The organism is Lysinibacillus sp. NPDC097279 (assembly GCF_044761745.1).
Lineage (GTDB): Bacteria > Bacillota > Bacilli > Bacillales_A > Planococcaceae > Lysinibacillus.
This window is the reverse complement of record NZ_JBIWDA010000002.1, coordinates 307134-328547: the sequence shown is the minus strand read 5'-3', so window position 1 is coordinate 328547 and position 21414 is coordinate 307134. Positions and strand designations below refer to the sequence as shown.

Annotated in this window: 21 protein-coding genes; 4 read left to right on the top strand and 17 right to left on the bottom strand. The window is 38.0% G+C overall.

Annotated features, from left to right (window positions below; genetic code table 11):
* Positions 1-97: 97 nt before the first annotated feature.
* From ACIQ1H_RS11670 to ACIQ1H_RS11640, 7 genes are all read right to left on the bottom strand, one after another.
* A complete protein-coding gene (locus tag ACIQ1H_RS11670; RefSeq protein WP_402888907.1) occupies positions 98-2392 on the bottom strand; it encodes an FtsK/SpoIIIE family DNA translocase in 2295 nt (764 codons plus the stop codon).
* A gap of 309 nt (positions 2393-2701) precedes the next feature.
* Complete coding sequence (locus ACIQ1H_RS11665) at positions 2702-4369, bottom strand: ribonuclease J (RefSeq protein ID WP_173477704.1); 1668 nt, start codon at positions 4367-4369, stop codon at positions 2702-2704.
* Positions 4370-4660: 291 nt separating this feature from the next.
* On the bottom strand, positions 4661-5560 hold the full coding sequence (gene dapA, locus ACIQ1H_RS11660) for a 4-hydroxy-tetrahydrodipicolinate synthase (RefSeq protein WP_402888905.1): 900 nt from the start codon (positions 5558-5560) through the stop codon (positions 4661-4663).
* Positions 5561-5573: 13 nt separating this feature from the next.
* Complete coding sequence (locus ACIQ1H_RS11655) at positions 5574-6611, bottom strand: aspartate-semialdehyde dehydrogenase (protein WP_173477706.1); 1038 nt, start codon at positions 6609-6611, stop codon at positions 5574-5576.
* A gap of 82 nt (positions 6612-6693) precedes the next feature.
* Positions 6694-7284: a dipicolinate synthase subunit B gene (locus ACIQ1H_RS11650; protein ID WP_173477707.1), complete on the bottom strand. Its 591-nt coding sequence runs from the start codon at positions 7282-7284 to the stop codon at positions 6694-6696.
* On the bottom strand, positions 7278-8057 hold the full coding sequence (locus ACIQ1H_RS11645; RefSeq protein WP_173477708.1) for a dipicolinate synthase: 780 nt from the start codon (positions 8055-8057) through the stop codon (positions 7278-7280). Before ACIQ1H_RS11645 ends, ACIQ1H_RS11650 begins: the two co-directional genes overlap by 7 nt.
* Positions 8058-8066: 9 nt before the next feature.
* Positions 8067-8330 (bottom strand): YlmC/YmxH family sporulation protein, encoded by a 264-nt coding sequence (locus ACIQ1H_RS11640; RefSeq protein ID WP_173477709.1) that lies wholly within the window; start codon positions 8328-8330, stop codon positions 8067-8069.
* 150 nt (positions 8331-8480) lie between these two features.
* Here ACIQ1H_RS11640 and ACIQ1H_RS11635 point away from each other — a divergent pair, with 150 nt between their 5' ends.
* The 4 genes from ACIQ1H_RS11635 to ACIQ1H_RS11620 are packed head-to-tail and all read left to right on the top strand — an operon-like array spanning position 8481 to position 10964.
* Complete coding sequence (locus ACIQ1H_RS11635) at positions 8481-8858, top strand: GntR family transcriptional regulator (RefSeq protein ID WP_402888902.1); 378 nt, start codon at positions 8481-8483, stop codon at positions 8856-8858.
* Entirely contained in the window at positions 8859-9707 is an 849-nt protein-coding gene (locus ACIQ1H_RS11630) for an ABC transporter ATP-binding protein (RefSeq protein WP_402888901.1), read from the top strand. It begins immediately after the preceding gene.
* The gene (locus ACIQ1H_RS11625) at positions 9704-10330 is read left to right on the top strand and encodes an ABC-2 transporter permease (protein WP_402888899.1); all 627 of its coding nucleotides are present in this window, start codon (positions 9704-9706) and stop codon (positions 10328-10330) included. The genes ACIQ1H_RS11630 and ACIQ1H_RS11625 overlap by 4 nt, the downstream gene beginning before the upstream one ends.
* A 19-nt stretch (positions 10331-10349) precedes the next feature.
* Entirely contained in the window at positions 10350-10964 is a 615-nt protein-coding gene (locus ACIQ1H_RS11620; RefSeq protein WP_402888897.1) for an ABC-2 transporter permease, read from the top strand.
* A gap of 153 nt (positions 10965-11117) precedes the next feature.
* On the opposite strand, the gene ACIQ1H_RS11615 is transcribed toward ACIQ1H_RS11620, so the two are convergent.
* From ACIQ1H_RS11615 to rbfA, 10 genes are all read right to left on the bottom strand, one after another.
* The gene (locus ACIQ1H_RS11615) at positions 11118-11612 is read right to left on the bottom strand and encodes a HugZ family pyridoxamine 5'-phosphate oxidase (protein ID WP_402888895.1); all 495 of its coding nucleotides are present in this window, start codon (positions 11610-11612) and stop codon (positions 11118-11120) included.
* Between the two features lie 11 nt (positions 11613-11623).
* Positions 11624-12406, bottom strand: a complete 783-nt coding sequence (locus tag ACIQ1H_RS11610; RefSeq protein WP_402888893.1) for an ABC transporter ATP-binding protein — start codon at positions 12404-12406, stop codon at positions 11624-11626.
* A complete protein-coding gene (locus tag ACIQ1H_RS11605) occupies positions 12407-13399 on the bottom strand; it encodes a FecCD family ABC transporter permease (RefSeq protein ID WP_402888891.1) in 993 nt (330 codons plus the stop codon).
* 15 nt (positions 13400-13414) lie between these two features.
* Positions 13415-14404: an ABC transporter substrate-binding protein gene (locus ACIQ1H_RS11600; RefSeq protein ID WP_402888889.1), complete on the bottom strand. Its 990-nt coding sequence runs from the start codon at positions 14402-14404 to the stop codon at positions 13415-13417.
* Between the two features lie 440 nt (positions 14405-14844).
* Positions 14845-16068 carry a M16 family metallopeptidase gene (locus ACIQ1H_RS11595; protein ID WP_402888888.1) on the bottom strand — a complete coding sequence of 408 codons (1224 nt, stop codon included), beginning with the start codon at positions 16066-16068 and terminating at the stop codon, positions 14845-14847.
* Between the two features lie 71 nt (positions 16069-16139).
* On the bottom strand, positions 16140-18254 hold the full coding sequence (gene pnp / locus ACIQ1H_RS11590; RefSeq protein WP_173477719.1) for a polyribonucleotide nucleotidyltransferase: 2115 nt from the start codon (positions 18252-18254) through the stop codon (positions 16140-16142).
* 385 nt (positions 18255-18639) lie between these two features.
* The gene (gene rpsO, locus ACIQ1H_RS11585; protein WP_008178982.1) at positions 18640-18909 is read right to left on the bottom strand and encodes a 30S ribosomal protein S15; all 270 of its coding nucleotides are present in this window, start codon (positions 18907-18909) and stop codon (positions 18640-18642) included.
* A 171-nt stretch (positions 18910-19080) separates the two neighbouring features.
* A complete protein-coding gene (gene ribF, locus ACIQ1H_RS11580; protein WP_173477720.1) occupies positions 19081-20031 on the bottom strand; it encodes a riboflavin biosynthesis protein RibF in 951 nt (316 codons plus the stop codon).
* Between the two features lie 13 nt (positions 20032-20044).
* Complete coding sequence (truB, locus tag ACIQ1H_RS11575; protein WP_402888885.1) at positions 20045-20956, bottom strand: tRNA pseudouridine(55) synthase TruB; 912 nt, start codon at positions 20954-20956, stop codon at positions 20045-20047.
* 79 nt (positions 20957-21035) lie between these two features.
* Positions 21036-21377 carry a 30S ribosome-binding factor RbfA gene (rbfA, locus tag ACIQ1H_RS11570; RefSeq protein WP_024361990.1) on the bottom strand — a complete coding sequence of 114 codons (342 nt, stop codon included), beginning with the start codon at positions 21375-21377 and terminating at the stop codon, positions 21036-21038.
* Positions 21378-21414 lie beyond the last annotated feature (37 nt).

Genomic DNA, 21414 nt, shown 5'->3' with positions numbered 1-21414 from the left:
AGCAAAATCAATTATAGAAATCATTTTTTCCTTCTTTTTGTTGCAAACATTTGGACATAAATACTGAAAAAAATGATTACTTTTCCTTTTTCAGGAATTAGTTATCGTACTGATGGATAAGTACTTGGCGAGGCTTACTGCCCTCTGGAGGCCCGACAATACCGCGTTGTTCCATCTGATCGACGATGCGAGCAGCGCGAGAATAGCCAATACGGAAGCGACGCTGTAGCATGGACACCGAAGCTGTCTGCATATTGACAACTAATTGGACTGCCTCGTCAAATAATTCATCTGTTTCTTCTAAAATTGTTTCTTCTTCACTCGGAATCATCTCTTCTTGATACTGCGCTTTTTGTTGTTCTATAACAAAATCAACAACTGCTTCAACTTCCTGATCAGATAAAAATGCCCCTTGTACTCGTTTAGGTTTAGAAGCACCCGCAGGTAAAAATAACATATCGCCACGGCCAAGCAAACGTTCTGCCCCACCCATATCTAAAATTGTTCTCGAATCAATCGCTGATGACACAGCAAATGCTATTCGTGAAGGAATGTTTGCCTTAATAACACCCGTTAAAACATCAACGCTTGGTCTTTGAGTCGCTAAAATTAAATGAATACCTGCTGCACGAGCCATCTGCGCTAAACGTGTAATGGAATCCTCGACGTCATTTGAGGCTACCATCATTAAATCTGCTAACTCATCGACAATCACAACGATATACGGCAACTTCGGATGCTTTTCCTCTGTTTGCTCATTTACTTTTTGGACATGGCCATTATAGCCTTCTATATTTCGAGTACCCGTATGTGAAAATAAATCATAGCGTCGTTCCATTTCCGATACTACTTTTTTAAGTGCTTGTGACGCTTTTCGAGCATCGGTTACAACTGGCGCTAACAAATGTGGAATCCCGTTATAAACATTCAATTCCACCATTTTAGGGTCAATCATCATCAGTTTCACTTCATGTGGCTTTGTTCGCATTAGTATGGATACCACAATGCCATTTATACACACACTTTTCCCACTGCCCGTTGAACCCGCTACAAGTAAGTGCGGCATTTTATTAAGCTCTGCTAACACGGCTTGTCCAGTAATATCACGGCCAAGCGCTACTTGTAACAATGCATCTGGTTTCGCTCCATCCTTTGATTCCAGCACTTCTCGCAATGTCACAATTGCTACCTCACTATTTGGTACTTCAATACCAATTGCCGATTTACCAGGAATCGGTGCCTCCATACGAATATCCTTCGCTGCAAGTGCTAAAGCTAGGTCGTCCTGAAGGTTAACTATTTTACTTACTTTTACGCCGATATCTGGCAATATTTCATATTTCGTAACCGCAGGTCCTAAATGGACTTGCGTCACTTTTGCCTTCACTCCGAAACTTTGCAATGTTTGCTCTAACTTTTTCGCATTTGCTTGAATTACGGAATATTCACCACTCTGGTCATGCTGAGGAGGCATTTGCAAAAGATTGAATGAGGGTAGCTGATAATCTGCATTTTCTACAGCATCTGCACTGCCAATATGGACGTCATCCATGCTTTCTCCCTCTTCCACTTCCACGTTCTCAGCTATTGGCAGCGTTTCTTCTCGTTCATGTGATACATTTTGTGTAAAGGCTGAGATGATAGGCTCATGAGAAATCTCTTCTTCTTCATGTACATCATGGGCATGGTCAACAGCCGCAACTTCGTCGGCCGTACTTTCTGCTCTTGAACGGCGACGTTTTGGTTTCTTTGGCGTATTTTTTTTCTTTTCTTTATGTTTTTTTTGCCATTTCCCAAAAAGTACAGGCATTTTTTCAGCTAAATATGGAACGAGTGCCTTGCCCGTCACTAAAATTAAGCCGATAAAGAAAATAACCCAAGCAACTACTTTCGCACCTGTCGCTTCAAATAATACATGGAGGCCACTAAATAACAAGGCGCCTACCATTCCGCCACCAAGGGCATCACTGCGATGAATCACACCCTCTGAATTAATTAATATTCGCCACGACTCTCTCAAAACCGACTCAGATAATAACCCACCTGATTTAGATAATTGCTCAAATAAAATCCCATGACTAAAAATAGTTAAGCTCATGACAATTAACAGCATCCCTAAAATTAGTCGATCCTTCATGCTTACTTTTTTCTGCCCAATCATTAGGAGCAATGCAACAAATATCAGCATAAATGGCACTGCAAAATGTAAATTCCCTAAAAGGAACATGGCAATTGTTTGTAAAATACGTCCAATCATGCCATATTCAAAAATCATAATGACCGCAATTGCGATTAAGATGAGCCCTAAAATTTCGTACATGAGTGGATGCATTTCTTTTTTGTCAGATGTTGGTTTTGATTTTGTTGTTTTTCTTCTTTTACTACTTGCCATCTTTTTCACCTTCTTTTGCAATCCATTCTATATATGTAGCGAATAATATCATGTAGAACCCGATTATTTCAAAAAAAGGATTTTCCACCGTTATTATCGGCTAGAAAATCCTTTCTCCTTCGCTACTTTTCCATACCTTGCTCTAAAAACAACTTTCACCAGTGGGCAAGGCCTTTTTCAAAGGTTACTTGCATAGGTAATGTCGTATTTTCATATTAGACATTCAGCAAACCTTTTGAAAATTCAATCGGCAATGCTACGTAAATGTCACGTTATTAGCAACGTGCGTAAAGATAGTCATTTAAAATTTTAATATTCCATAATGATTGGGATAATCATTGGGCGGCGCTTCGTTTTTTGGAATAAATAAGTATTCAATGTATCTCGAATTTCTTGCTTAATGTTTGTCCATTCAAATGTATCTTTTCCAACGTATTTTTCAATGACGTTTTTCGCAATTTCCGATGCTTCCACCATCAGTTGCTCTGATTCACGTACATAGACAAAACCTCGCGATAAGATTTCGGGACCTGATGCGATTTTCTTTTGTGCGCGGTTTAATGTGACAACAACAATGAATATACCATCTTGTGATAGTAATTTACGATCACGTAAAACAATGTTTCCAACATCGCCTACACCAATACCGTCAATTAATACATTGCCAGCTTGTACACGACCGCTCATGCGCATTTTACCATTTTTATATTCTACAATATCACCTTTATCGGCGATGAAAATTTGTGATTTTTGCATCCCTAATTGTTGAGCTAACTTAGAGTGTGCAATAAGCATACGATATTCACCTTGAACAGGGATAAAGTACTTTGGCTGCATTAAATTCAGCATTAGCTTTAAATCTTCTTGGCTGCCGTGCCCAGAAACATGGACATTTTTGCTTGATGTTAAAATTTCAGCTCCTGCTTTTGCAATGGAGTTCATTGTGTTAGCCATTTGTACTTCCATGCCTGGAGACGGAGTAAACGTAATGAGTACTGTATCATTTTGTTTAATCTTAATATCTCGGTGATGCTTGCGAACGATTTTTTCAAGCGCATCTAGCGGTTCGCCTCTATTACCTGTTGCGATAATAATAATTTCTTCTTCTTGATATTTTTGTATCTCAGAGATAGGAATAATAGTATCTTCTTCAACCGTTAAATAACCTAACTGTACACCTAAATCAACAGCTTTTTCTAAAGGTTTTCCTACAATCGCCACTTTACGGAATGATTTTTGAGCTTGCGTTAATACTTGTTGAATACGAATGAAGTTCGATGCGTATACAGCTACTAAAATACGACCTGGTGCTGAATGGAAAGTTTTTGATAGTTGTTCCTCAATCACAATTTCAGATGTCGTATAGCCTGGTCGCTCTGCTTCACAAGACTCAGAAAGTAAAATAAATACGCCTTCTTCACCTAACTGCGCCATTTTTGCTAAATCTGGCTTGAACTTACCTGTCGCAGATTGGTCGAATTTAAACTCTCCTGTATGAACAATCGCCCCTTCAGAAGTATGGAACACAACCCCTAATGAATCGGGAATACTATGTGTTGTATGGAAGAATGTTACATACGTAGAATTAAAATTCATACGGCTTCGGTTTGTTACTTCAAAGAACTTCACCTGATGTGGTGCAGGTAATTCCTTTAAATGTTCTTTTGCGAGCGCAATCGTTAATTTTGATCCATACACTGGCGCTTTCACTTTTTGTAAAATATAAGCAATCGAGCCAATAGCATCCTCGTGACCATGTGTTAAGAAAATCCCTTTCACACGCTCTTTGTTTTCTTCTAAATACGTAATATCAGGAATTACGATGTCAATGCCCAGCATCTCGTCTTCTGGGAACATTAAACCGCTATCTACTACAAATAGCTCTTCGTCAATTTCTACTACGCACATTGCTTTTCCGATTTCGCCCACGCCACCTAGTGGAATGATGCGAATAAGTTCATTTTTCTTTTTTGTCAATTTGTTTCCTCCTAAAAAATATCCCGAACAGCAACCACTTATTTTCATTATACGGTTTGCAAGGCTTTTGCACAAATTAAAAATGTAGGTTTTACATAGAAACGTAGTGCCAGTCACTCAAACAATTCTGAATTCTGACAATTTATATATTTAATATCAAGTAAAAATCCACGAAGACTCCTACGTGCCCACGGAAAGCAAAGTGGATTTTTACGTAGTGAATGGCATCGCAATGTAAAAAAACTATAGACAAACTCCTATTGCTGAGTTTGTCTATAGTATCATCTATCACTATCTAAAACTTTTTGCTTTTTCTTGATAGGTTTCCCATACTAAATCAAAGTTTGCTTTTTCTTCATCGGTCATTTCTACCATTGGTAGACGAACATTTAATGTATCAAAGCCTAATTTAGTCATTGCGTATTTTACTGGTGAAGGATTTGGTTGTGCAAACAATGCACGTACTAATGGTAATAATGCTCTATGAATTTTTGCAGCTTGTTGATGTTTACCTTCTTCAAACAATTTAATCATTAGCTGCATATCATTTCCAACAACATGCGACGCTACTGAAATTACACCAGCGCCACCTATTGCAAGCAACGGTAATGTTAATCCGTCATCTCCACTATATACAAAGAAATTATCAACAGCTTCAACGTTTTCTATAATATCGCCCATTTGATCTAAATTCCCGCTCGCCTCTTTAATCCAAGAGATATTAGGAATTTTACTTAAATCAACTGACGTCTCATATGCTACGTTTACACCTGTACGTCCCGGTACATTATAAAGCATTACAGGCAGCCTAGTTTCTTTTGCAATAGTTTCAAAGTGCGCGTAAATCCCTCGTTGATTTGGCTTATTATAATATGGTGCTACTAACATAATACCATCAGCACCATTTTCTTCGGCTTTATGCGTCATTGCAATAGAATAAGCCGTTTCATTATCACCTGTACCTGCAATAACTGGTACACGGCCTGCTACTTTCTCTACTGTAAATCTTACAACTTCAATTTTTTCTTCTGTGGTCATAGTTGGGTTTTCGGAGGTTGTGCCACATGCAACAATGCAATCAGTGCCATTATCTATTAAGTAATTAATAATACGTTCTAGTTCTGGATAATTAATCGTACCATCTTCCTTAAACGGCGTTATCATTGCCGTTCCAATTCGACCTAAATTCATCCTTACACCCCTCTTATAGTAAGTTATCCTCAAGCATTGCTTCTGCAATTTGGATAGAGTTCAATGCAGCGCCTTTTAATAAATTATCTGATACGATCCATAGATGGAATCCCTTTTTATTGTCTAAGTCTTGACGGATACGTCCTACAAAGGTAGCATCTTCCCCTTCAGCGTAAATTGGCATTGGGTAAGTTTGTGTTGCGATATCATCCTGTAAAACAATTCCAGGTGCATGACGTAATACTTCGAAAATCCCTTCAACTGTTGTATCTTTTTCTACTTCAATATAAACAGATTCAGAATGTCCTGAAACGACTGGTACACGTACGCAAGTAGCAGCCACTTTTAACTCTGGTGCATGCATAATTTTTTTCGTTTCATTAATCATTTTCATTTCTTCGTATGTAAAGCCATTGTCTGTAAATTTATCGATTTGTGGAATGACATTACGAGCAATTGGGAAATGACGTTTGTCGCCACCACTTGGTAAAATATTTGCTTCTACATCTTTACCTGCATCCCAGTTTGCGCTTTGTGCTTTTAATTCTTCAATTGCAGAAATCCCTGCACCAGAAACTGCTTGGTATGTTGATACTAATACCTTCGTTAAGCCAAATGTCGCACGAATTGGTTCAAGTGCTGCAACCATTTGAATTGTAGAGCAGTTTGGATTTGCGATTATCCCATTATGTTTAGCAAGATCGCCGCGATTCACTTCAGGTACAACTAGCGGTACCTCTGGATCCATACGGAAATGGCTCGTATTGTCAATAACTACTGCCCCGCGTTTTGCCGCTTCAGGCGCTAGTACTGCCGATACAGAACCACCCGCAGAGAATAAAGCGACATTGACGCCTTCAAAAGCTTCTGGTGTCGCTTCTTCAATTGTATATGTCTTACCATTAAATTCGATTGGTTTTCCTGCAGAACGTGCAGAAGCTAAAAATTTAATGTGTCCTATTGGAAATTTTCGTTTAATTAGCTGTTCCATCATTTTTGAACCTACTGCTCCTGTTGCCCCTACAACTGCAACTGTTAACTGCTTAGTCATCTGTCATCTCTCCTTGAATACAAGTTCCATAATGTGTGCTATTGTATCATAAAAATACTGAAAATTGTGTGCAATTAATGATTTATTTGAAATATTGTATCAACAATGGCTGTAATTGTTTTTTATGCGTAATTGCTGCATCAACCGTCTCGACCATTTGAGTAAAATCAGCTATTAAAGAATTCGGTTTTCCATGTGGAGAATCCTGACCGAATGGGATAAAGTAGATATTTTTTGAATTGAGCAATTTCATAATATTGATGCCGTTAAGTCCAAGCGCATCGTTTGTGGAAATGCCTAAAACGACAGGCGAACCATTTCGTAACGTTGCCTTTGCCGCCATCAACACAGGGCTATCTGTCGCTGCATTGGCAAATTTGCTAATACTATTACCTGTCATTGGCGCTATCACCATTGCATCCAATGGGTTGGATGGTCCAAATGGTTCTGCTTCTTTTATAGAAGAAATAACTTTTTCTCCTGTCAGTGCCTCAATTTTTTCTATCCATTCTTCTCCTGTACCGAAACGTGTCGCGGCATGTAATACCGAGTGGGTAATAATCGGGATAACTGTAGCCCCTGCATTGATAAAGTTTTGAATTTTGGGTACAACATCCTCATACGTGCAATGTGAAGCCGTAATACCTAAACCAATTCGTTTACCCGTCAGCAATTTTCTTCCTCCTCTATTGCCTTGCACAAAATTTCTGCCGCATTATGTGCAAAGTATTTCCCAGGTAATGATGGCAATAGTACATATGTCTGTAACTGGTCAGCATCAATATCTAAGCAGCCTGGCTCTGAAGCTAAATCATATAACACGGCAGGCACATAATCTTGAAACGATTCTGTAATCCATTTGGCAGGAATCGTATTGATGAAAATACCATCATGTACCGACCATTTGCGATCATCTAAATCAGACGCTTTATAGCCATAAGCTTTCGCTTCACTCACTTGTACCACTGAACGCGCAACAATATGGACATTAGCACCCATTTTTACAAGTAAAGAAGCGAGCATTTTGGCGATGCGCCCAAAGCCTGCGATAGTAAAGTTTTGTCCGTAAATACATTTCTGCTCGAGTCCGTAAAACGTTGCGATAAATCCCTCCGCTGTCAACCTTGCATTTTGCCAAATAAAGGACTCTTGCTGTAAATAACAATTGGTCTCATTTTTTTCAAGCAATTGTTTCCAATGCATTGTCAATCGCCCAGTATAAAACTTAACTTGTGATATGCCATATAATTGTTCTACTTCTATCTTCAAAGGAAGTATAGGCAGAATAATTTTATTAGGCTGAAACTCTAAAACAAGTTTATTTAACTCCTCATTCCAAACAGAAGTTCTTTTATAGAATACTGTACGTGAAGGACTACGTAGCATCGTTGCTAATTCTTTCAATCTTGAGTCCTCGCCGATCACCAGCCATTTTTCGTTTTCCAAAAGCTCACCTCACTGTAAAAATTCGGACTGTACCGTCGTTGTTTTGTTAAATAAAATACGATCTTCCCCAATTAATATAATTTCATGCCATGGAATCATTTCGCTAACTTTCACTTTCTTCTTTTGGAATGGTAATTTTTCTTTAATAATCTCAAATCCATGTATCTTTCCTGTTTGCACATCTAATAGGCATTCTGTGTGGGCCAGTATGCCAAAATGTACACCACCTTCAACTTGAATTAACTCTTTATCCACCATTTCAGATAATAGCATGCCTCATCTCCCTCCTTGAGCCGTTAACCCAATATATGCCGAGTTTTTGCAAATCGTGCCCGATATTGAAAGTACTTCAATGTTGCAACTTTTGACCGAACTGTGTATATTGTGTATATACAGTTTTAGAAAAATGAGAGGTGAAGATTGGTGCATATCCATTTAAGTAATGCGAGTGATAAACCAATTTACGAGCAAATTACTATACAGCTAAAAGAGGCAATTTTAGCTAATAAATTACAAGCTGGCGATGCACTCCCCTCTATTCGTGCACTCGCAAAGGATCTTAAAATTAGCGTTATGACAACAAAACGGGCTTATGCAGATTTGGAGCGAGATGGCTTCATTGAAACGGTCGCTGGGAAGGGCAGTTTTGTCACTGAACGCAACCAAGACTTTCTTCGTGAGGAATTATTGCGTCAAGTAGAGGAGCATTTGCACAAAGCCGTCAAAACAGCTAAAACTGCAGGGCTTACAAAAGAGGAATTAGCAGACTTACTTTCGTTAATTGTAGAGGAGGACCACTAAATGAATGCCATCGAAATTCACGATGTACACAAAAGCTTTGCAGGTTTCTCATTAAAGGATATTAGTTTTTCAGTACCTCAAGGAACTGTTATGGGCTTTGTTGGCGAGAACGGTGCAGGCAAGTCAACTACCATTAAATGCATGCTCAATTTATTAAAAAAAGAATATGGCGAAATTTTTCTTTTCGGCAAAGATATTGTCGAACATGAGCTTGCGATAAAAAACGACATTGGTGTCGTTTTCGACGACTTGCACATACCTGAAACGCTTAATGCGACGCAGCTCGACAAATTCATGAAAAAAGTATTTAACACATGGGATTCTACCTATTATTTTGAGCGATTGGCTCAATTTAAAGTACCTGAGCGAAAAAAGGTAAAGAAGTTATCCCGTGGAATGAGGATGAAGCTGTCGATTGCATTAGCGTTATCGCATCATCCTAAATTATTAATTTTAGATGAACCGACAAGTGGACTAGATCCCATTATACGTGATGAAATTCTCGACTTATTTTTAGATTTTATGCAGGACGAAACACATAGCATTTTATTTTCATCACATATAACGAGTGATTTGGAAAAGATAGCGGATTATATAACATTCATTCATAATGGAGAAATTTTGTTTAGTGAAAGCAAGGATATCTTGCTGTATGACTACGCTATTTTCAAAGGCAACAAAGAGGAAGTAAGCGATTTACCTGAGCAAGCCATTATCCGTAAACGTAATGGCGCTTTCGGGCTTGAGGTACTTGTTCTAAAAAATGAAATAAGTGAAGCATTTACCGTTGAAAGGCCTACTATAGAAGATATCATGCTATTTTACGTGAAAGGTAGTGTTCAATTATGACTGCTCTTCTAGTGAAAGATTTAATGACCATTCAACGGCAATTAAAGACAAAAGTCCTTTATCTTTTACCTATTCTTTTTATATCCAATGTGTTTGGGCAAGGATATTTTATTTTTCCCTTTATTTTATTTCTCCTAATTATTCAAGCAGTCACTGCTCTTACTTATGATGAACTATGTGATTTTGATAAATATGCCAATACTTTACCCATTTCAAAGAGCGAAATTGTCCTTAGTAAATACATGCTCGGCCTTTTTCTTATGTTTATCGCATTGATTATTGCGTTACCTATTGTTTTGATAATTAATCACTTCACCAACAATTGGGAAACAGCTAATTATTTCCTTACATTTAACCTTATTATTGCGGCAGCATTATGTATGCTTGCTTTATTATTACCAATCTATATAAAATTCGGCTCTATAAAAGGAAGATTCGTTCTTATTTTCCTATGCTTTATTCCAGGCTTGCTTATCGGTTTGTTCGATAAGTACTTTGCAAATATTTTGCTAGTTGTTTCTAAACTACAACATTTGAGCTATCTCGCACCTTTTATCGGACTTTTTATTTTATGGTTATCATCTCTTATTTCAACAGCAATCTATAAACGTAAGGAATTTTAGAAGGGAGGTTGCATGCACTATGGAAGCTTTAGTATGGCATAGGTTGTCTATGCAAAAATGGTATATTTTAATCGTGCTAACTATTAGTGCGACCATTACTTTCGTAAGCTTACGTTTTTTCAGTAACTCTTCTATCGTCATGTTTGCGTTAATTTTTTCTGCGACGATCGTCGAAAGCATGTATACGCAAGATCATAAAGCGAAATGGGAACTGTTTGTTAATAGTCTTCCTTTAACGAAAAAGATGCAGTTACAAGCGGATTACCTTTATTGTTACGGCTTAATTGCACTACTTTTTATTACATCCGCTCCTATTTATTTTTCACCGTTTTTCGTCCATAGCGATAGCTACGAACATTTCGCTATTTATTTCGCCAATATTAGCTGCGCTATTTTGCTTGTTTGTGCGCAATTTTATTCACATCATATAGAGGAAACTAAAGGGATGCGGTCCTTTAGAATGATCATTTATGTATTACTTATTTTTTCTATCAATTTTCCGATCCATTACTATTTATCAATGGTAGCTGCTAAATTGTCCGTCATGTTAATACCAACAGTCATTAGCGCCATCATCAGTATTTTCGTTTTTCGAAAATGCCATGTGCTGTATAGTGCAAAAGAGATCTATTAAATATAACAAGCCCCACCACGAAAAGAAAAGTGGTGGGGCTTACGATGTACATATAAGGTGCAGGCTATTTTGTTTACGGGTTACCGCGCCGAGTAGACACTTTTCGCGGGCATGGCTTCACTTTAGCTACACCTTGCGGAAAGCCATTAAATACTATTTTTTATCAATTACTACATGTTTTAATGCATCAGTAGTTACATCAATATCAAACGCTTTACCAAAGCCGACAACGTAACGACCTTCTAATGGCGTTAGCTCAAATAATGAAAAATCAAGTGTGCGTAACAGTTGCATCATTTTTGCATTATGCACTTCATCGAATAATGCAAATACTTCTTCATAGCCTTCATTACCTAATAAAGTTGGTGTACATTGCCAACGTGCACGCTCTGTAGCAAATGGGTTCGCTGTCACGGCCTCATCTGCCACACAAATTAAATCAACAAATTGAGACTGCTCCATTAATTTAAAATGCTCAGCGATTCGACTAATGTAAACATAGAATTTCCCGTTTAGTCGAACAAATGGTGTAGTACTGCTGAACGGCTTACCTTCTGCATCTACAAGACTAAGCACACAACTTTTTTTACCTTGTAAAAACGTTTCATAATCTTGTTTAATTTGGTCCATGTTCATTTCTTTTTGCATCCTATTTCCTCCTATGCCTTCACAGTACTTTTTAATTGAATTCGTGGAGCAGAATCCCATGATACATATTGAATTTCCGCTTCCATCCGATAAATTTGCTGAATCATTTGTTCTGTCATCACATCTTCAGGTGTACCAATTTGTGCTCGGTATCCATCCTTTACAACGACAATTTGGTCGCTATAACTAGATGCTTGATTTAGATCATGGAGTACCATGACAACCGTCATCCCCATTTCACGATTAAGCTCTCGTACTAATTCCAGTACTTCATGTTGATGGGCAATATCTAAATAGGTCGTAGGCTCATCCAATAATAAAATTTGTGGTCGCTGTGTCAATGCCATCGCAATCCATGCGCGTTGCGATTCTCCACCAGATAACGCTGCTATTGGTTGATCTCGATAATGCATTAATTGCGTTTTCTCTAATGCCCAATCAATGATTTCTTCATCTTCAGCATTTAAACGTTCAAACCATTTTTTATGTGGGTAACGACCATAAGCGACTAAATTACGAACTGAAATATCTGCTGGTGCTTGATTTCGCTGACTAAGTATGCACATTTTCTGTGCAATTTCCTTAGACGAAAGTCGACGTATGTTTTCGCCATCGAAGGTAATTGTCCCACCACTATAAGGCTGCAAACGTGCAATGGCCTTTAGTATTGTAGACTTTCCAGAGCCATTCGGCCCGATAATGGATAGGACCTCTCCTTTTTTGACATCAAATGAAAAATTATGGACAACTTCTTTTTGCTCATAACGGACAGATAGCTCTTCAATTTTTAACAATTAAAACGCCTTCTTTCGCATTAAATATAAGAAATATGGTCCACCAATAACAGCCATAATTATCCCCGCTGGAATATCTAGTGGGGCAAATAATGTCCGACCACCTGTATCTGCAATAAGTAATACAATCGCTCCCATCGCCATACTCATCGGTAGCATGTACTTATAGTCTGAGCCTACAAGCATGCGTGCCATATGTGGAACGATTAAGCCGACAAAACCAATCATGCCGATTGCCGCTACTGAAATAGCAGCTAAAAATACAGCTAAAATTGATAACATAATACGAATACGTGTTACATTTTCACCGAGGTTCACTGCAACTTGGTCTCCTAATCGGATAATATTTGCTTTTCGGATAGCAAATATTGAAATTATCCAACCGATAATTGCGTAAGGGTAAATCATTTGTAACGAAGCATTTCCCTTCGCGGCAAGACTACCATTTAACCATTGCACAGCAGATGGAAGACGATCACTATACATAATGGATAGGAAACCAATGATTCCGCCACCTAGCGCATTAACAGCCACACCTGACAAAATAATGGTAATTGGAGAAATACCTGAACGACGCCAAGCTAATGCATAGACAATTGTTGCTGCAAGTAAGCCTCCTACAAATGCTGCTATCGGAATATAGTTTGTGAATTCTGGATTTGCTAACATAATTAGTAACACAAAGGCAGCAGCACCACTTGTTACACCTGTCAATCCTGGGTCAGCTAATGGATTTCCCATTACCGCCTGCAATAGCGCCCCTGAAATTGCAATATTTGCGCCAATAATCAATGCTAGTAACACACGCGGCAGTCGAATATCCCAGATAATCGTTGTATACACACCTTCATTTGTTCGGCCATTTAATATCGTCGATAGTATTTCTGGAATTGTAATATGGACACTTCCAAGTCCAATGGCAACAATTGCTGCTATTAATGTCAGCACAAAGGTAGCAATTACGATTATGCGACTTCTCGTTGTACTAATCATAGTTAAACCTCATTCTTACTTGTAGAAATAATCTGCAATTGTTGTAAGTGCTGTTTCGACATTGGCAATTGATGTTACACCAAATGTACTATAATCAAGCATATAGATTTTGTCATTTTTATAAGCTGACAATTGTGTCCATGCACTATTTTTTTCAATTTCTTGCTTAAATTTATCTTCATTTGCTCCGTGATCACCTGATGCTAATACAAAAATCATATCTGGATCAGCTACAACAATATCTTCTAAATTCATTGGAGAATATGTTGATTCTGCTTTTAACACGGATTGCGCAATATTATCTGCACCTAAACGTTCAACTAAACTACCTAAATATGATTTTTCGTTCATTACCATGAATGAATCCGATGTACCAATGACTAACATTACAGATGGAAGTTCCTTGCCTTTCCCCTGTTCTTCTAGTTCATTTTCTTTCGCTACAATACTTTGTAGCACTTCATTCATTTTTTCTTCTTTCCCAAAGTATGTACCAAGTACTTTGAAACTTAATTTTAAATCGTCATATGACTCTGTCGGTAAATATGCTGATGGAATATTCATTCCTGTAAGTGCTTGATCTAACGAGCTTTGAAGAGCTGATGCCCCAATAATTAACTCTGTTTGTAAACTTGAAATTACTTCTAAATCAGGTGCCATCGGTGAGCCAATCTTCGTAATTGCTTCAAATTCTTTAGGAAGTGGATTTGTCGATGTTGGAACTCCCACTGGTGTAATACCTAATAGGTTAAGCATTTCTGTTAATGGGACAGATGTTGTGACGATCTTTTCAGGCACCTCTGTCGGGAAACTTGCTAACGCTTTTTGAAATGCTTCCTCATCTACGCCGTCTTCAAATGCCTTTGATGATGCATCCTCTTTTACATCTGCTGTTACATCTTGTTGTTTATCTGCTTCTTTTTCTACACTTTTTTCTTCTTGCTTCGTACATCCTGCTAATGCACATACAATTACTAAAAGACTAATCCAAATCCACTTTTTCATTTTTCTATCTCCCTACTAATTGATAATGATATTCAATGTCATTCATAATATCAGACTTCATTGATAATAGCAACGCCTAATTGATAATATAATTTCCAATTGGAAATTATACCTAGCTTTTTGGACACCCTCCATAATTGTTTGAGTGCCAGGCACTTTGTCGCCAAATAGGTTTATTTTCACCACAAAAATTAGTTGATTTTGTGCCCGTGCAAAGCGACCGCACGTAGCTGAAATCAACTGAAATAGTTTAATGCTATACGTTTTCGCCACTATTTATGAAAGGCGAGATAGGTTATTTTCACTTCAACATTTAACACGCAAAGTGCAGATTATATAATCAATTGGAGGACGCCAAACTAAAACGAGGCATCCAACGATTGAACGTTAGATGCCTCGTAATAAAATATGAATTTTTTGTGACCGCGCTTTAGACTCTTTTAAGCTTCAGGTCCGATTATAGCAATTGCAGGCTCTGCTTTTAAAATTTTGGCAATGAGTCGATCTATTGAATCCATCGTAACAGCATCAATTGAAGCCAATACTTCATCTACTGTACGATGTCGTCGATGAACTAATTCACTTGTCCCATTCCGATTCATACGCGCACCCGTTCCTTCAAGACCAAGCACAAAACTTCCTTTTAGCTGTTCCTTAGCATTATCTAGCTCTTCCTCAGTCACACCTCCCGCTACAATATCTAGCAATGTAGCATCAATTGTATGCTGCAATTGCGCTAGTTGTTGGCGACTTGCACTGCCATAAATCGTAAATGCCCCAACGTCTGCATAGCATGATTGATAAGAGAAAATTGTATAAGCTAAGCCACGCTCTTCACGTACTTCTTGGAACAGACGGGAGCTCATGTTGCCACCGATAATATTATTTAAAGCAATAAAACTATACATATCTGGATCTTTGACTCCAATTGCAGGATAGGAAATCGCTAAATGAGCCTGTTCCGTATCACGCGTTTTCATAATTTCTCCTGGTTGGAACTGTGGATTTGTCAAGACAGGTACCACAGCATGCGGTGAAGCTTCATATTGTCCAAATAAGTTTTCAATTGTCGTTAATAGTGACGGTGAAATATTGCCAGCCACGGAAATGACAATCGACTCTGGTCCATAATGTTTAGCCATATACTGTCGAATCACATCTGCAGTAAATGTTTTTAATGTAGTAGCAGTCCCTAAAATTGGACGGCCTAGTGCATCATTTGGATACATTACTTCCCAAAGCTTTTCATGCACATCATCATCAGGAGCATCTTCACTCATGAATATTTCCTCTAGTACTACTTGACGCTCTTTCTCCAATTCTTCTTCCGTAAATGTCGAATGAAAGAACATATCTGCAAGAATTGTTATGGCAAGCTCCGCATGATGATCTAAAACTTTTGCATAATAGCATGTGTTTTCCTTTGAAGTAAAGGCATTTAGCTCCCCACCAATACGATCAAATTCTTCTGCTATTTGGCGAGCAGTTCGCGTTTTTGTCCCTTTAAAAAGCATATGTTCGATAAAGTGTGTAATCCCATTCTCTTCTGGAAGTTCATAGCGAGAACCAGCATTGACAAATATGCCAAGCGCCACAGATCTTACATGATCAATTTGCTCGGACACAATACGCACACCGTTTTGACATGTATGTACTTGTACCAAATAATTTCCTCCTTTTTAACCGTTTTATTTGAAAAAGGCTGCGCATCACACGCAGCCTTTAATTTATAAAATTATTTACCTTGTTCTGCGCGTTCTTTTTCCTCTTGAATAACTACTTTACGAGATAAGTTTACACGACCTTGCTTGTCGATTTCAATTACTTTCACAAGTAATTGATCGCCTAGCTTTAATACATCTTCTACTTGCTTAGTACGCTCTTCTTGAATTTCAGAAATGTGTAATAAGCCATCTTTACCTGGGAAGATTTCACAGAAAGCACCGAATTTCTCGATACGTTTAACAGTTGATAAGTAGTATTCGCCTACTTTTGCTTCACGTACGATATCTTCTATAATTTGTTTTGCACGTGCGTTCATTTCTTCATCTGCTGAAGAAATATAAATTGTACCATCTTGCTCTGTATCAATTTTTACGCCTGTTTCTTCAATAATTTTGTTAATTTGCTTACCACCTGGTCCAATGACATCGCGGATTTTATCTGGATTAATACGCACAATTACGATTTTCGGTGCATAAGCAGATAGTTTCTCACGTGGTTGTGCAAGTGTTGCAAGCATAGATTCTAAAATATGCATACGTCCAATTTTTGCTTGAGTTAATGCTTCTTCTAAAATATTGCGAGATAAACCGTCAATTTTAATATCCATTTGAAGTGCTGTTACACCTTTAGCTGTACCAGCTACTTTAAAGTCCATATCACCAAGATGATCTTCCATACCTTGGATATCCGTTAAAATTGAGTAATGCTCACCTTTTTTAATAAGTCCCATTGCAATACCAGCAACAGGTGCTTTTAACGGAACACCAGCATCCATCATAGCTAAAGTAGAAGCACAGATTGAAGCTTGTGAAGTTGAGCCGTTTGATTCAAGTACTTCTGATACACAACGAATTGTATATGGGAATACAGATTCATCAGGAATTACTGCTTCGAGTGCACGCTCACCTAAAGCACCGTGACCGATTTCACGACGACCTGGACCACGAATTGGACCAGTTTCCCCTACAGAGAATTGAGGGAAATTGTAGTGATGCATAAAGCGTTTAGATTCTTCTACACCTAAACCGTCGATAATTTGTACATCGCCAAGTGCACCTAAAGTACAAATTGACAGTGCTTGAGTTTGTCCACGTGTAAATAATGCCGAACCATGCGTACGTTGTAATAGACCTGTTTCAGAAGAAAGTGGGCGAATTTCATCGAGTTTACGACCATCTGGACGGATTTTATCTTCCGTAATTTGGCGACGAACTTCGTCTTTCACCATTTTATCTAAAATTGTATGCACTTGTTTCATTGTTGTGTCATCAGCTTCTTGTTCTTCATAAGAAGCGATAATACGGTCTTTCACCGCTTTGATAGCTTCATCACGTGCATGTTTTTCAGCAGTTTGAATCGCATCATGCATTTCCGTTTCACACGCTGCTTTAATATCAGCTTGAATCGCTTCATCAATTTCAAACAATGTTACAGGTATTTTTTCTTTCCCTACTTCAGCAATAATTTGCTCTTGGAAAGCAATAATTTTTTTAATTTCTTCATGACCGAACATAATAGCTTCTAACATTACTTCTTCTGGTACTTCTAAAGCGCCTGCTTCAACCATGTTAATAGCATCTTTATTTCCAGCGACAGATAAATGAACTGTTGAAATTTTAGACTGCTCCACTGTTGGGTTCACGATGAATTCACCGTCAATATATCCAACTTGTACACCAGCAATTGGGCCACCGAATGGAATATCAGAAATTGCTAATGCTAATGATGAACCGACCATAGCTGCCATTTCAGACGTGCAATCAGGATCATTAGACATAACCATTGAAATTACTTGTACTTCATTACGGAAACCATCTGGGAACATTGGGCGAATTGGACGGTCAATTAAGCGGCTTGCTAAAATCGCTTTTTCCGATGGACGTCCTTCACGTTTAATAAAGCCGCCAGGAATTTTACCCGCTGCATATAAACGTTCTTCGTAGTTTACTGTTAATGGGAAGAAATCTAGTGGTTTTGGTGATTTTGACATTGTTGCTGTTGCAAGTACAGAAGTATCACCATAGCGTACTAATGCTGCTCCATTTGCTTGTTTTGCTAACTGTCCTACTTCAATTACAAGTGGACGGCCAGCCCATTCGTAGGAATAGACTTTCTTTTCGTTCATTCAATGAACCCCTCTCTATTATAAAAACACTTACTCGTCTGTATGTACTAATAGTAAGTGTACCAAAAATGCTTGTTCTATGCTAAATATTTCATGAAATAATCATACATTTAAATTCAGTTATTGCCAATTTATTTAGGATTTATTTCTTAATTTGGTTTTAATGGCGTTTTAGCTTGCTTTTGTGCTTATATTTGTATTATATTTGACTAATTTTTTCTATTCATGATAATAGTTGCCAACATCTACACGATGTTTCGTTTCATTTGCACTTCGTCATGCGCTTTCCATTTGGAAGTACCAAACTAAATGAATACTTAAAATAGCTTAAAAGTTTTATAAACATAAAGAAAAAGCGGGAATAATCCCGCTTTTCGATTGTCAATTAGCGACGTAAGCCTAAACGATTGATTAGTTCACGGTAACGTTGAACGTCAGTTTCACGTAGATATTTAAGTAAGTGACGACGACGACCTACCATTTTAAGAAGACCACGCTCAGAGTGGAAATCTTTTTTGTGTGTACGTAAGTGAGTGTTTAAAGCGTTGATTTCAGCTGTTAAAACTGCAACTTGTACTTCTGGAGAACCAGTGTCACTTTCGTGAGTACGGTACTCAGCGATAATTTCGTTTTTACGTTCTTTTGTAATAGCCATTTGTATTGACCTCCTAAATAATTGTTTAATCCCCATTAGCACAGTAAACGTTGGAGTCTTCGGTATACCGAGCTAAGGTTAAGCACTTTATGCACTTATGAATGTTACCATAAAATAAAGGGTCAAGCAAGTAATAACGTAGTCCTGCCAAACATCCAAGCATGGCATCGTCTATTCTATTACGTTAAAAAAGTGAATAGCCTCTTGCTTGTCTTTTTCTATTTGTGTTTTTAACGCTTCGATGCCATCAAATTTACGCTCACTTCGAATACGTTTATACCAAGCAACATGTACTTCTTCGCCATAAATATTTTTATCGAAGTTTAAAATATGAACTTCAATAGACAGTTGCTTGTCATTAGGATCTTTAAATGTTGGTTTATAGCCTACATTACATACACCATCATACCAATTATTTTGCACAAGTAATCGAACAGCATAAACACCGCTTGCTGGAATATAAGTACCTTCTAATGCTTGCACATTAGCGGTAGGGAAGCCTATTGTACGTCCACGTTTATCACCATGCACGACTATCCCTTTAATGTCAAAAGGTCGCCCTAGAAGCATTCTTGCTGCCTCCATATCCCCTTCTTGCAATAACTTACGAATACGCGTGGAGCTAATTTTCTCAGTCGCATCGGTTTTTTTATCGACAACTGTTACACCATACTCCCCATTACTCAATGCGCGCATATCTTCCATTGTGCCTTTTCCAAATGCACCAAATGAAAAATCAAAGCCAGCTGTAACGTGTTGAATATTTAACCCTCGAATAAATGTATCAATAAAAGCAGCAGGTGACAGCTTTGCAAAGTCCGATGTGAAATGTACAACAAATACAGTATCTACACCTTGTTCTTCAAACAACTGCAATTTCTGCTGTAATAATGTAATATAAAATACTTTTTCATTTCGACCGCCTAGCACTAAAGATGGATGCGGATCAAATGTCATAACGGCAGTTGAGATTTGTCGCTTTTCCGCCTCTTGCTTGGCAGCATCAATAACCGCCTGATGTCCAATATGTACACCATCAAAAAAGCCAATAGCCAATGAGTAAGGCGGTATGCTTTCTCGTTGCTGTAATTGGTGTGGGTATTTTAAATGAATAACCTCCATACAAAAAATCCTCCTACTCTATCGTCGGAAACATTTTATGTGGTTTCATGTACCCTTCCTTAGTCGGATGGGCTTGATAAACCGCAAATGCTTTCCCTTTGATTCCAAACACAATTTTATCATGCACCTTTAATAATGCATCTGCTGGAAGCACTTGTCCATTGAAAATTTCTTTTTCATTAGCGGAAGTTATTTCAATATATGGATAGTCAGATAAGGCATATTCTACAGGAAGAATACATGTATTAATTTGTTCAGTTTCCATTAATTCGGCAACTTGTGCTAGTGTAAAGCAATTGTCTTGCGTAAAAGTACCTGATGCTGTTCGAACAAGTGCTTGCATATGTGCAGGATAACCAAGTGCTTCGCCAATTTGCACAGCAAGTGTACGAATATATGTCCCTTTGCTACATGAAATCCTTACAGGGAACGTAATGTCCTGCCCTTCGTATATTTCCTGATCGTCTAGTAACTCTAAAGCATAAATTGTTACCTGTCTTGTTGGTCTTTCAACAGTCTCACCTTTACGTGCATATTCATATAAACGTTTACCATTTACTTTGACAGCTGAAAACATCGGTGGTGTTTGATTAATGATACCAGTTAAAGACGCTAATACATCGAGTAATTCTGCACGTGTAAACGACTTAATTGTGTTATCTTCTGCAACTGTTTCTCCTTCGGCATCTTCAGTTGTCGTTGTTCGCCCAATTGAAATTACTGCCTCATAAGTCTTCCCTGCATCTGTTAAATATTCTGCGATGCGGGTTGCCTGCCCGATACAAATTGGAAGAACACCTTCTACTCCTGGATCTAATGTGCCCGTATGGCCAACTTTTTTTGTACGCAATATTTTTCGTAATTTAAATACGCAATCATGACTTGTCATGCCACGTTCTTTCCAAAGTGGTAAAATACCGTTCATAAAAATCCTCCTTAAACAAAATTGCATAAAAAAAGTCTGCCTGCATGAAAATGCATGTGGCAGACTTTTACTGATTTGCTTATTCTTTGTGTAAACCACGTAACAATGAATCAATACGGTTACCGTATTCAATCGATGAATCGAATTCAAAGATTAACTCTGGTGTTCGACGTAAACGGATACGAGAACCAATTTCTGAACGGATAAAGCCAGCAGCTTTTACTAAAGCTTTTAACGTTTCCTCACGTTCGCGTTCATTGCCTAATGATGTAATATAAATTGTCGCTTGTTGTAAATCACCAGTTACATCTACACCAGTAACAGTAACGAAGCCAACACGCGGATCTTTAATTTTACGGCCAATAATATCACCAAGCTCTTTTTTCATTTGCTCAGCAACACGGTTTGAGCGTAGAGACATAATTAGTCACCTCAATTTCGATGTTCAAATATTTGCG